12 protein-coding genes are annotated in these 12,607 nt (G+C 63.1%); 7 read left to right on the top strand and 5 right to left on the bottom strand.

Going from position 1 to position 12,607, the window contains the following annotated elements:
* Positions 1-1,174 (top strand): LLM class flavin-dependent oxidoreductase (locus tag VNW74_RS06360; protein ID WP_325675754.1); only part of this gene is annotated, 1,174 nt, incomplete at its 5' end.
* Positions 1,175-1,217: 43 nt separating this feature from the next.
* On the opposite strand, the gene VNW74_RS06355 is transcribed toward VNW74_RS06360, so the two are convergent.
* Positions 1,218-1,973: an enoyl-CoA hydratase gene (locus VNW74_RS06355; protein ID WP_325675755.1), complete on the bottom strand. Its 756-nt coding sequence runs from the start codon at positions 1,971-1,973 to the stop codon at positions 1,218-1,220.
* Positions 1,974-2,299: 326 nt separating this feature from the next.
* Here VNW74_RS06355 and VNW74_RS06350 point away from each other — a divergent pair, with 326 nt between their 5' ends.
* The 5 genes from VNW74_RS06350 (at position 2,300) to VNW74_RS06330 (ending at position 7,418) form a co-directional block, all read left to right on the top strand.
* Positions 2,300-2,848 (top strand): cytochrome c oxidase subunit 3 family protein, encoded by a 549-nt coding sequence (locus VNW74_RS06350; RefSeq protein ID WP_325675753.1) that lies wholly within the window; start codon positions 2,300-2,302, stop codon positions 2,846-2,848.
* Between the two features lie 2 nt (positions 2,849-2,850).
* Positions 2,851-3,126 (top strand): cytochrome C oxidase subunit IV family protein, encoded by a 276-nt coding sequence (locus VNW74_RS06345; protein WP_325675752.1) that lies wholly within the window; start codon positions 2,851-2,853, stop codon positions 3,124-3,126.
* A 159-nt stretch (positions 3,127-3,285) separates the two neighbouring features.
* Positions 3,286-3,876, top strand: coding sequence for a TetR/AcrR family transcriptional regulator (locus VNW74_RS06340; RefSeq protein WP_325675751.1), 591 nt, complete (start codon positions 3,286-3,288; stop codon positions 3,874-3,876).
* A 374-nt stretch (positions 3,877-4,250) separates the two neighbouring features.
* Positions 4,251-6,206 carry an NAD(P)/FAD-dependent oxidoreductase gene (locus VNW74_RS06335; RefSeq protein WP_325675750.1) on the top strand — a complete coding sequence of 652 codons (1,956 nt, stop codon included), beginning with the start codon at positions 4,251-4,253 and terminating at the stop codon, positions 6,204-6,206.
* A gap of 39 nt (positions 6,207-6,245) precedes the next feature.
* Positions 6,246-7,418, top strand: a complete 1,173-nt coding sequence (locus VNW74_RS06330; RefSeq protein ID WP_325675749.1) for an acyl-CoA dehydrogenase family protein — start codon at positions 6,246-6,248, stop codon at positions 7,416-7,418.
* Positions 7,419-7,475: 57 nt separating this feature from the next.
* On the opposite strand, the gene VNW74_RS06325 is transcribed toward VNW74_RS06330, so the two are convergent.
* Genes VNW74_RS06325 through VNW74_RS06315 form a run of 3 tightly spaced genes read right to left on the bottom strand, consistent with a single transcriptional unit; the run spans position 7,476 to position 10,031 of the window.
* On the bottom strand, positions 7,476-7,940 hold the full coding sequence (locus tag VNW74_RS06325; RefSeq protein ID WP_325675748.1) for a hypothetical protein: 465 nt from the start codon (positions 7,938-7,940) through the stop codon (positions 7,476-7,478).
* Positions 7,937-8,983, bottom strand: coding sequence for a phosphotransferase family protein (locus VNW74_RS06320; protein WP_325675747.1), 1,047 nt, complete (start codon positions 8,981-8,983; stop codon positions 7,937-7,939). Before VNW74_RS06320 ends, VNW74_RS06325 begins: the two co-directional genes overlap by 4 nt.
* Entirely contained in the window at positions 8,976-10,031 is a 1,056-nt protein-coding gene (locus VNW74_RS06315; RefSeq protein WP_325675746.1) for a hypothetical protein, read from the bottom strand. Before VNW74_RS06315 ends, VNW74_RS06320 begins: the two co-directional genes overlap by 8 nt.
* 132 nt (positions 10,032-10,163) lie before the next feature.
* Here VNW74_RS06315 and VNW74_RS06310 point away from each other — a divergent pair, with 132 nt between their 5' ends.
* Positions 10,164-10,805 (top strand): TetR/AcrR family transcriptional regulator, encoded by a 642-nt coding sequence (locus tag VNW74_RS06310; protein WP_325675745.1) that lies wholly within the window; start codon positions 10,164-10,166, stop codon positions 10,803-10,805.
* A 39-nt stretch (positions 10,806-10,844) separates the two neighbouring features.
* Here the strand turns inward: VNW74_RS06310 and VNW74_RS06305 are convergent, their stop codons facing one another.
* Entirely contained in the window at positions 10,845-12,413 is a 1,569-nt protein-coding gene (locus VNW74_RS06305) for an aldehyde dehydrogenase family protein (RefSeq protein ID WP_325675744.1), read from the bottom strand.
* Positions 12,414-12,607: the final 194 nt, after the last annotated feature.

Raw genomic sequence — 12,607 nt, 5'->3', positions numbered from 1 at the left:
CATGTCCAAGACGGTTGAAGTCGGCGTGAATTACTGGCCCAGCCGGTACCTGCCGCCACAGGCCGGCGCCGAGTTGGCCAGCCAACTGGAAGCCACCGGCGTCGTTGATTGGTTCCAGACCTGGGATCAGCTGGTGAGCTTCGTGCCGCAGGCGCTGTGGCGAACCGACGTCACACCGATGGCGCGGGTGAGCAGCGATTGCGACTCGTATTACAACGCAGCCATGGTGGCGCTGCTGGCCGCAAACGCAACCAGTCGGCTGAACATCACCACCACGCTGGATGCGGTTCGCAACGGTCCGGCCGAGCTGCTCCAGCAGATGCTGACGCTGGCCTCGGCGACCCCTGCCGATGTCGCACTCCAGTTCGCGGCCGGCGAGCTCAAGCAGTGTAAGCCGTTCGGCTGGAAGCGCTCCCAGGGCTTGGCACGCATGGAGGACATCTTCGTGATCGTGCGTAAGCTGCTTGCATCCGACGGCCTAATCAGCCACGAAGGCAAACACTGGACCTACGAGGGCGCCTGGATCGGCGGTCATTTCCCGAAGGTTCCCAAACTCTGGGCGCTTGGTGGTGGCCCGCAGCTGATCGACATCGCCACGTCCCATGCTGACGGATTCATCAGCATGGTCCCCAGCGCCTTCGTCAGCCCCGATCAATGGGGCGCGCAAGTGCGTGAAATACGCGAGCAACTCGAGCGCAAGGGACGCGATCCGGAGGCCTTCACCTGTGGCTTCTGGCCGTTCGTCGTCATCTATCGCAACGACGACCAGCGTGAGCGCCTCCTCTCAAATCCGATCACCAAGTGGATGACCGCAGCTTTCGGCCGGCTGCACCACGGCGCGTGGAAAGCCGAGGGAATCGATCTCATCTTTCCCGAGGACTGGCATTACGCGCTGAAGATGCTGCCGCATCAAATGAGCCGGACCGAGGTTGACGACGTGGTCGCCCGCGTGACACCGGAGATGATCGAAAAGTCCTGGCTCATCGGAACACCGGAAGAAGTCGCCGCCCAGTTGCAGCCCTGGGTGGAAGCCGGTGCCGATTACATCGCTCCGAGCGATCTGGCGCCCGCGATCATGGAGCCCGAAGAACAGCCCGAGGTCTTCCAGACCATGATCGAGCTCTGCACCCAGCTGCATCAGCGGCAAGGCGAGCGGATCTCTAGTGACGCTTAGTCTTTCGGTGGCGCTGGCATGAACGCCGCCGCCTGGTGAACGATTACTTGCGGCGCGCCATGGCGAGCCGCTCCGCGAAGGCCGGTGCCTGAATCGACGTGGCCTGTGGCCCCAACTCGGCACGAAGGGCGGCCGCGTGCAGTTCGGTGTCGACACTGCCCGGGCTGCCGGTGGCCCGCATGGTGGCCTTCGTCGCGATCACGACTTCCCGCGGCGCCGATGCTGGACCGGCGGCGAGCTCCCGAGCGGCCGCCACAGGATCATCGGCGACCTCGAGCGCTAGGCCGTGTCTGACGGCGGCGTCGGCGTCAAGGCGCATCCCGAACAACAACGCAGCGCGCGCCAACTGCGGTCCGACGGCGCGCTGCAGCATCCACGTCATGCCTCCGCCGGGATGGATGCCGAGCTTTTGGAAGCGGGCATCGAACAGCGCCGCGGGTCCCGCGATCCGCACATCGCAAGCCAGTGCCAGGTTGAGCCCGGCGCCGACAGCCGGCCCATTGACCGCGGCGACCGTCGGCAGCGTGCAGTCGGCGACGGCGATGAACCCGTCGTAGAGCTGGCGTAGCCGGTCCTCGGCAGCGGCGCTGAGGGCGCTCAGATCGGCGCCCGCGCAGAATGCCTTGCCCGCACCGGTGACGACCACGGCATGGACGTGCGGATCCTTTTGCGCATCCGTGACCGCGAAGCGCAATCCGGCGGAAATTTCGTCGGTGACGGCGTTGCGCCGGTCGGGGTCGTTGACGGTGATCAGGGCGACACCTTTGTCGACCTCAAACAGGACGCGATCCACCTCAATCCGCCCCTTCCAGGGTGCGCAATGCGGAGCCCGCGGACAATGTGGCTGCTCCGCAAGGTCCGGCGCCGCCGGGTGGCGCCAGGACCATGACCCATCCACACGCTACGAGATCGAGTGCAACAAAATCAATTCGATTGTGAGCGATCGTTCACGATAGCGATGTTCGTTGACGAACCGCGCGCTTGCACTTACTATTGAGACGAATTATCTCAAAGATGGGGCATCTTGCACACATGGCAAAGGGCGTGTAGATGACCAATATGGTCGATTCGGCGCGTGCCGCCGACGGTTCCGGCCTTGACTCGTCACCCGCCTCCCAACGTCATGTGCCCGGCGAGCCCGGCATTTGGGTGCTGCTGTTCGGCGACATGATGGTGTTCACTGTCCTGTTCACGGTGTATCTGCATCAGCGGGGCAATCACCCGGAGCTGTTCGCCGAGTCCCAGGGGGCGCTCAATCGAGCGCTTGGCGCGACGAACACACTTGTTTTGCTGACAAGCTCGATTCTCGTGGTGTTTGCGACGCGAGCTTTGCGTCGTCCCGAACTGCGTTACCTGGCCCGGCGTTTGACCCTGGGCGGTGTGCTGGTGGGCTCGTGCTTTGTTGCGATCAAGGCCTTTGAGTACCACGAAAAGATCGCGGCCGGAATCACCCCGAGCACAAATGAGTTTTTCATGTACTATTTCGTGCTCACCGGGCTTCACCTGGCTCATGTGATCATTGGGTTGATCGTGCTGACGGTCCTCTCGACCTTGGCCAGCAAACCGGAGCCGACCAAGACACATATCGCCTTCTTTGAAGGCGGCGCGTGCTTTTGGCACATGGTCGATCTGCTGTGGATCGTCATCTTCCCCTTGGTCTTCCTGGTGAGGTGAGCATGAGATCGGTGGTAAGGACAAACGCCTCGCTGATCTGGGTTTTGCTGTGCGCGCTGACCATTGTGTCGTGGGCATTAGGCACCAACCACGGAGCCGGCGCGGGTCACCACCTGCCGGCCAGCCTGGTGATCTTCGCCGTCGCGGTCTTCAAGGTTCGGCTGGTCGGCTTGTACTTCATGGAGCTGAAAATGGCCCCGCGCGTGTTGCGCGGTCTTTTCGAGGGTTATTGCTTAGGCCTGTTCGGGCTGCTAACCGGCATGTTCGTGTTTTCATGATGGGTTCGCCAACCTGAGGTCACATTGTGCGACATGTAGCCTCTAAACTGGGTACGAATGTAGAGGAGCCCGGTGTCGAAAAGTGACAATGGCGCGACGAATGGCCGCCCTCGTGGCCGGCCACGGCTGACAATCGACCGTGATGCGGTCGCCGACGCGGTGGCGGAGTTGTTCTACGAGGGCGGATATGAGGCGGTATCGGTCGTGGATACCGCCGAGAAGCTGTCGGTCTCGCGCGCGACGCTGTATCGCACCGTTGCCACCAAACAAGACCTTGTGGGTGTCCTCTTCGAACGCAACACGCGTGAAATCGAAGAGAAAGTCCGGGCCGCGATCGCTGATATCGCCGATCCCGCCGAATGCCTGACAGAGCTGGTCCGCCTGCAAGCGGATGCGGCGGTACAGATGCGTTACTCGATGCCGGTATTCTTCGGTGGCGGCGACTTGCCCAAGGATGTCCTTCAGCGATGGCACAGCTGGAGTCGCCGATTTGAAAAGATGTGGCTTTCTGTGGTCGAGGCCAATATGGAGGCAGGCTACATCGAGAAGGCAGACCCGATCATCACCACACGTTTAATCCTCGGGATGATTCTTTGGGTGTCGCGGTGGTACCGACCGAATGAAAAGATAACGTCCGACCAGATCGCCGAAGAAGCCGTGCGGCTGTTGCGGTTAGGGTATGTGGCTCCAGAAACGCCGCAGCGCAAGTCCGGTGCGCCGCAGCGGCGTCGGCGCAAATCGAGTGGCTAAAATGTCTGTGATTGACCGCCAATGGACGGACGAGATCGGCGGACCCAGCGTGCTGCGCCTCCGGCGCCAGCCGGAGCGTTCGGGCGGTCAGCGTCTATGTGCACGATCGTTCTCCGCATGCGGCGGTCACCAGTCGTATTAGCGAACGCGATTCACCAGCTCAGAGTGTCGCCATCAGCCATGATGGTGCCGACGGCGAACGAATTCTCCGGTGATCATCGCGCGGGAGATGTTGCGCTTACCCCGAGATCTGCCGTATATTGAGACGCGATAGTTCAAAAAGGCCGGTTGATGACACGATGCCAGGAAGGTTCGCCGTCCGGCGCGGGCCGCGGGCGTGTCGTGACTCGAAGGTCGGAGGCGGAGGAACGCTTATGACCACTGCCGTGTCGGCGCCCTGGGAGAGGATTCCCAACTGGTTTGAGAACCTTCAGGTAGCGCTTGAAGATGCCAACATCCCGACGTTGCTGCTTGTCTTGCAGCATCTCACCGGTGACAGCAAATGGACTCGCCCGCCTTATCGACCGGTGCCAGGAAAGCCGTTGGACGACAACGACTCCGGCGGTCTCTCAGTCGAACTTCAGGCAGAGGTACGGGCGTCGGCGCTAGAGGCAGTCGTCGCGTTTTATGAAGGGCGAATCCAACCGGTCACTCCCTCCCCGGACGAGGTGACGCGCATGCTCAGCTGCGCGATGGTGGAAGATGTGCCGGTCGAATACGGCGAACTACTCTCCGAGGAAATGGGTTTCATCTCACGCGACGTCGAGATACCCGCCGAGTCGATCCCCGGGGACTTTCGCGTCGTCATCATCGGAGCGGGCTTGTCCGGGCTTTGCATGGCAACGAAACTTGCGGCGGCCGGTGTCAACTTCGTAGTGCTGGAAAAAGACGAAGATCTGGGTGGCACCTGGCTGGAAAACGTCTATCCCGGCTGTGGCGTGGACACGCCCGGTCATCTGTACGCTTTCTCGTTTGCGCCCAATCCGGACATCACGACCTACTTCGCCAAGCGGAACGAGGTCGAGGGCTATATCCAGCGGGTCGCTTCCGAATTCGATGTCAAGCGGCACATCCGATTCAACACCGAGGTGGTGTGTGCACGATACGAAACCACCAACGCGACATGGCAGATCGACATCAGAGACTCCGACGGTGACGTGGAGTCGCTTACGGCCGACATCTTGGTCAGCGCCGTAGGCATGGTGAACCGGCCATCGATTCCGCCCATCCCGGGACTGGACGAATTCCCCGGACCGGTGATGCATACCGCGGCGTGGGATACCTCGGTCGACCTGACCGACAAGCATGTCGCCGTGATCGGGACTGGCGCCAGCGCGATGCAAGTGGTGCCGTCTATCGTCGATACCGCTAGGCACGTGAACGTCTTTCAACGATCGAAGCAATGGGCGTTGCCACATCCGAACTACCATCGCGCGGTCAAAGAAACGGTTCGCTTCTTGATGAAAGAGGTCCCCTTCTACATTCAGTGGTATCGGCTTCGCTCGTTCTGGAACTTCAGCGACCGGCTGCACTCGGCGCTGCAGATCGATCCGAACTGGCCCCATCCGGAACGCGCTGTCAACGAGGCCAACGATCGCCACCGGGTATTTCTGACCAAGTACATCACGCGGCAGCTTGGCGACCGAACCGATTTGCTTGATGCGTGCCTGCCGGAGTATCCGCCTTACGGTAAGCGCCCGTTAATCGACAATCGCTGGTACCAGACGATGTGCCGCGACGATGTCACGCTGCTGACCGAAGCTGTAGCCAAGGTGAGCGGTGACAATGTCGTGACCCGGTCCGGAGTTGAAGTACCGTCCGACGTGATCGTGCTGGCAACCGGCTTCAAGGTTCTGCAGTTCCTCTGGCCGATGGACATCGTCGGAAAATCCGGCACGACGCTGCGCGAGCGGTGGGGTGTCGACGATGCCCAGGCATACCTTGGGGTGACCGTCCCGGACTTTCCGAACTTCTTTATCGTCAACGGTCCGAACACCAACGCCGGCCATGGCGGAAGTGCGATCCACGCCACCGAATTTCAGGTCCGCTACATCATGCAGGCGATCCGACATCTGGCGGTCAACAAAGCCGCCGCGGTCGAGGTGGATTGTGGCGTGTTCGAACGCTACAACGAAGAGCTCGATGAAGCCTTGGCGCACTGCATCTGGTCGCACAAGGGGATGACGACCTACTACCGCAATGATGCCGGCCGCATCGTTGTGAGCAGTCCGTGGAAGTACGTCGACTACTGGGAACGGCTTCGCGAGTTCGACCCGAGTGACTATCACGAGGTGACGGCCTCCTCGGAGGCTGCTGAGTTGTCCGCCTAGGCGACCCCGATGATGTGTCGGTGATGGGGGTGAAGATCGATGGCCGCTGACACTGGCGCCATGTTCACACTCGGCCAAGAGGAACAAGCGATTCGCGATGCGGTCCGCGGCATCGTCGATTCGTTTGGGCCCGACTATTACCAGCAACAGGTCGACGATGGCGCGAATTGCGGGGAACTCTGGGATGCGCTGGGCAGCAAGGGTTACCTGGGTGTGCATCTGCCCGAGAAGTACGGTGGCGGGGGACTTGGGCTGCGCGAGCTCGCGATTGTCGTTCAGGAAACCGCTCTTGGTGGGTGTCCGCTACAGGCGATGCTGTTCTCGGCAGGAGTCACCGGAACCATTCTGAATCGCAGCGCCAGTGACGAGCAGAAGTCCCGGTGGCTGCCGGGGGTGGCCGGCGGCGAAACACGTTTGTCGTTCGCGATTACCGAGCCCGATGCCGGGTCGAACGCCCACCGGATCTCCACGGTGGCCCGCCGCAAGGGCGAGCGCTATGTCATCAACGGCCAGAAGGTGTTCATCACCGGTATGGAGTCGGCACAGTGGGTGATGGTCGTGGCACGTACCACGGTCGACGAACACACCGGGCGCGGACGCCTGTCGGTCTTTATGGTCAACACCGATACGCCTGGCTTGTCGTGGACGCCGATCCGGACGGTGATGAACCAGCCGGACAAGAGCCATCAGGTCTTCTTCGATGATGTCGAAGTTCCGGCCGCGAACTTGGTCGGTCCAGAGAACAAAGGGTTAGCGGTGGCTTTCACCGGACTCAACACCGAGCGAATCTTGACCAGTTCAATTTGCACCGGGGTGGGACACTACGCGCTGCGGAAAGCGGTTGCGTACGCCAACCAGCGGCGGGTATGGGGCCAGCCGATCGGTGCGCATCAGGCGATCGCCCATCCGTTGGCCGCCGCGCACATCCACCTGCAAGCTGCCCAGTTGGTGACCGACCGCGCCTGCGAACTCCACGACTCAGGAGCTGAGGTCGGCGAGTTGGCCAACATGGCGAAATATCTTGGGGCCACAGCCGGCCTGGAAGCGCTTGACGCGGCCGTTTCCGTTCACGGCGGCAACGGCGTCACCTACGAGTACCAGCTTGCGCCCTACTTCTGGCTGGTGCGCATGCTCAACATGGGACCGGTCTCCAAGGAGATGATCCTGAACTTCGTGGCCGAACATTCTCTGGGGCTGCCGCGCTCATACTGAACGCCGGCATGGGCTCGATGGAACGTCTCGCCGGTCATCCGCTGTCGAGAAGGTTGGTCAGATGCGTCCGGCCAGCGAGAAGTCGCCGCGGATCAACACTTCCCGTCGCAGCCGGTCCTCGAGCACACCTTCGACGGTGGCGCGCAGCGCTCCGCCCATCCGCGATGCGGCCTCGATCGCCCGCGAGAGCACCTCGCCGGCGAGGTTGTACTCGTCATGCAGATCGGGAAGCCGGTCACCGCGGGCGGGATGCGAGCGCAGCGTTCCCAGCGCCTCGGCGACGCCCCCGTCGGCATCGGCCCCTGCGGCGACGACGGCCTCTGCCGCTGCGGTGATCGCCATGATCTCCTCACGAATCCAGGCGGCTTCGTCGTCGGCGCGCAGGATCACGCTCGCCAGAATCGAGTCGATCATGTCGAGCCTGGCCAGCACGTCGTCATTGGCGAGGGCGGCCCGCACCGAGGTCTGGAGTTCGGTCCGCACGGTAATCAGCAGTTGCCGGGCGCTCGGACGGGCGATCATGCCGAAGCCTCTACTGCGACAGCCGCTTCGAGTGCTCGGGTGGCGCTGAACCAGCCTTCGAACGCGGTGATGTTGGCGTTGAGGAGAAACGCCGTGCGTAAATCGTTGTTGGCGCCTTCGACGTAGGTCTGCTGGGTCCGCAGCAGACCCGCGAACACGCGGATCGCAGAGACGATGGAGAAGTATGAGACGGTCCGGGGGCTGACCTGGTGCCTGCTGAGTCCGGTTCTTTCTCGGTATCTCGCGCAGAATCCCTCCGGATCGCCGCCGATCAGAGCTGGCGGTTGTATCGATTCGACCCACAGTGCCCAGCCGAGATCCTCTCTCGGATCCCCGATGTGGGCGAATTCCCAGTCCACTGCCACCAGTCGGTCATTGGGCCCCAGCATCACGTTCCCGGGCTGAAACTCCCCGTGCACCAGCGTCATAGGTACCTCCGGTGGCCGGTTACGTTGCAGCCAGGCCGCGACGTAGCGCAGCATCGGGATGGATTCGCTCAGGTCCATCTCGGTCTGCCGCCACAGCTCGATCAGCTCGTCGACGTAGGCGTCCCAATCCGCCGGATGGCGCACGCTTGGCGGCAAATTCGCGATGTCGACGCCGTGGATATCGGCAGCCAAATCGCATAGGGCACGGCCATGGTCGGCAATCTCGACCTGCGCGCCGGCCCTGACCCGCGACAGGAATGGGCCGCCGGCCACGAAGTCGAGGATGATGGCCTTGCTTCCCAGTTCCTCACCGGTCGGGTCGGCGTAAATCGCGTCGGGCATCGGTGCGCCACCCTGACCCGTGAGCGCGCTCAAGAGCTCCCACTCCAGCGCCCGGTCGGTCTCGATCGGCGCGGAGCCGTCGTCGGCGTCGGCCCGCAGTACCAGGGTGCGCGGCCGGCCATCGAGCACCGCGGTGAACCGCGTCATCTGTCGGCTATAGCCGCCCGGCAGAGTTACCAGGTCGCCGACCGATACCGAGTGGACATCCGGAAGCCGCTGCGCGAGAAAGGCTTCGAGCCTGCGGGCGAGCGCGGACCGGTCGGCGTCAGACATGGCTCAGCGGGGCGTCGACGCGCAGCACCCGGTCATCCCCGGAACGCATCCAGGACGCGAATTGCCTGCCCATCATCCAATCCTGTAGTTCGCCCGGTGCATCGTCGTGGCCGTCGAACGTCCAGTTCTCGTAACACCAGTAGGTCATCACCCCGCCGTAGGGCGAATGCCACTTCAGCAACGTGACGACCTCTCCGGTGGCGTGAAGGCGCCGGCCGTGCTCGTCCACCGCGTCGATGCACTCGCGGACCGGACGGCCGTCGCTGTGGCGTTCCAACACGGTCCGCGTTCCGCTGACCAGGTGACCCAGTACGCCGTCCTTTACGTAAAAACCGTGTGCCACAGGGTCTGCCGCGCCCACCAGGGGATCCCGCTCCCATGGCTCCGCGCTCATAGCGAACGCCTGAAAGGAGTTGTCGCGGTCTGCGCGGGCGAACGTGTAGGAACCACGCGGCTTGTGCTGCCCGATGAGAATGCGGCGGGGCCCCCAGGTCCGGTCCTTGATCACCGCCGCGTCCGTGACGATGATGCGCTCACCCTCAATTTCCAGTACGCCCTCCATCACGCCGGTCTGCTCATAGTGGCCGGTGTGCTTGGCTGCCACATCCTGTACGAAATCGCGCATGCCGACATTGACGCGCTCACCCGCGGACCGCATCGCCACCGGTGTCCGATCGGCGCGATATGTCAGGTCGAACTGGCAACCGGGGGCGCTGTACGTGTGCCGGTAGCTCATTTGCGGCGTGAGGGTCTGCACCGAGTAGCTGTTCTCCAGGGTGAAGTCGAACATGTCGGCGCCGTCAGGCAGTGGCATATGCCAGTCGAACCCGTTGTAGAGGCAGGTGGACATCTCGTCACCACTGGGGTCGACGAACCACGGGCCGGCCATCGCGGTGTTCTGATTGGGCCGCATGTAGTGGTACAGGATGCCGAATAGCTTGCGTTCCGGTACCCGGAACGTGGTGAACGAGCTTTCGTTCCACCATGGATCTGCGTTGCGCGAATGAAGGCGGTCATCTTCGGGTGAAACCGTGTTCGACCACGCCATCCAATACCCCTCTTCCGATGAGAAACAGATACGCAAGCCGGACATGCTTGATGTGGCAGAACGCGTACCGAACATGTTCGAAATCAGATCGTACATGCTCGGTACGCGTTAGGGAATCCGTATGATCGGCTCATGCCACCACGCCTCCGTGCCGTCGCGTCAGGTCGGCTGATAGTGGATGATCTCGTCGACGCCGTCGCGCGGCTCATCGACTCCGGCGGTGTCGAGGCGGTGACGATGCGGCGCCTGGCACGGGAGTGCGGGGTGGCCGTGACCTCGATCTACGGCTATGTACGCACCAAGGACGAGCTGCTCGGGCTCTTCGCCGACCGGCTGCTGGGCGCCATCGACGTACCCGACACCCCGAACCCACAGGGCGAGATCGCCTACATCTTTCGGGCAACCTACGAAGTGCTGGTTGGCCATCCGGAGCTGGTGCAGATCGTGGCGGGTCAGCCAGTGCCGGGCAGTGCGGCGTTGCACCTACTGGAGCGGGTACTGGCAGCCCTGGTCGGGCTCGGCCTGGATGACCGTCAGATCCACACCGCCTACCAGGTGCTGGCGTCCTACACGACCGGGTTCGTCCAGCACCAGGCGGCGCGACAGCACCGCACGCCGGGGTTGCCAGAACTCATCGGCCGCGCGCGCATGCTCGCGGGTTCGCCCGCGGACCGCGCATCGTCGGACGACAGCCACGACAACGAACTCCGCGACTACGAGGCGGGACTGGCGGCCGTCCTCGCGGGGATCTCGGCGCTCGCCACCGACGCCTGAGACATTCGAGATCCTGGGCCAAACCTCACGTCGACACGATCACCTCTTTGGGCGGCGACCCAGCCGACGACGCCAGTCGTGCATTTCGAGCAGCCGAAGCACCGCCCCGGAGATCCGAGCCTTGCGTGGTGAGTAGGGGTACCAATGTGTTTCGGTCGGCAGGCTCACCTTCTCGCTGACCACCGCCTGCGCGCGACAGTACTTCCGGATGCCGTCGGGTCCGCCCATTCGGTGACCCAGACCAGATTCCTTCCAGCCGCCCATCGGCAGCGGAAACTGGAAGACGTGCATCATCGCGTTGTTGATGTTGACGCCGCCGGCTTCGATCCGCCTGCCGACCCGCTCGGCGCGCTCCTTGCTCGCCGTCCAGACGCTGGCGCCCAATCCGTAGCTACTGTCGTTGGCCAGGGCGATCGCTTCGTCTTCGCTCGACACCTTCATGATCGGCAGCAGCGGCCCAAACGTCTCCTCGCGCATACAAGCCATCGTGTGGTCGACATCCACCAGCACAGTCGGCGGATAGAACAACCCCCGTTCGGCTCGCTTTCCGCCCGTGAGGATGCGCGCCCCGCGAGTCAGCGCGTCGTCGACCTGGCGCTCGACAATCGCCATCTGGGCCTCGTTTGCCAGCGCTCCGATGTCGGCGGAAAAGCTACCCGCCGCATCATGGCCCTGGCGGAGCTTGTTCACCTCGTCGACAAGCCGTGACGTGAACTCGTCATACACCGAATCCTCGACGTAGATCCGTTCCACGGCGACGCATGACTGGCCCGAGTTGAACAGTCCGGCCCAGATTGCTCCGCGGACGGTCCGTTGCAGCGGTGCATCGGACAGCACGATCATCGCGTCTTTCCCGCCCAGTTCGAGACTGACCGGGATCAGCCGTTCCGCGCAGTGGATGCCGATCTGGCGGCCGGTCTTGGTGGAGCCGGTGAACTGCACCATGTCGACGACGTCCACGACCGCCTTACCGGTATCGCCCCGGCCCGTCACACAACCCAGCACGGGTGGAGCGCCGATCTCCTCGTTCCAGCCGCGCACGACTTCGGCCCAGCCCAGCGGGGTTTCCTCGGATGGTTTGGTCAGCACGGCCGCCCCGGCCATCAGCGCCTGCGGCACGTCGAGCATCGGCATCCCCAGCGGATAGTTCCACGGCGTGATCACGCCGACGAGTTCGTACGGTCGGTAGCGGATCCGCAGATTCTTGGTTGCCGACGCCGGTCCGTGCGGGCGGCGGGTTTCCTCGGCCAGGAATTCGGCGCCGTGTTTGGTGTAGTAGTTGATGACTTCCATGCAGACCAGCAGCTCAAGCTGCGCATCCCCCCAGGACTTGCCGGCCTCGCGATGCACCAGGCCAAGGATGCGGTCTTGGTTGTCGACGATCCAATCCAGCCACCGCCGCAGATGAACCGCACGGCCTTGCGGTCCTAGCGCCTCCCAGCCAGGTTGGGCCGCGCGCAGTTGATCGGCGAGTGCGCGCACCTCGTCCGCGGACTGGTCGGGCACGGTGCCGACCAGGCTCTGGTCGGCGGGGTTGTGGACCTCGACTAACCCCCCTGCAGGCAGGGCGGCGGTGCCCCCTGCGGTCTTATCCTGGGTAGTCGTCATGATGCCGGTCCTCGCTGACGGTGTCGGTTGCAACCAATATTATGAGTATGCGCGTCTCAATACACAATGTCACTGGGCCGCCGGGGAAGCCGCCAGCGAACGCTGATATCCGAGGATCGCCTTGTTCATATTCATCGCAATGGCCCCGACGACTTCGTCTCCGCGTAGCGCCTCGACTAACAGCGAGGGCTTCT

The organism is Mycobacterium sp., from assembly GCF_035570115.1.
Lineage (GTDB): Bacteria > Actinomycetota > Actinomycetes > Mycobacteriales > Mycobacteriaceae > Mycobacterium.
This window is presented reverse-complemented; position numbering and strand designations above follow the sequence as displayed.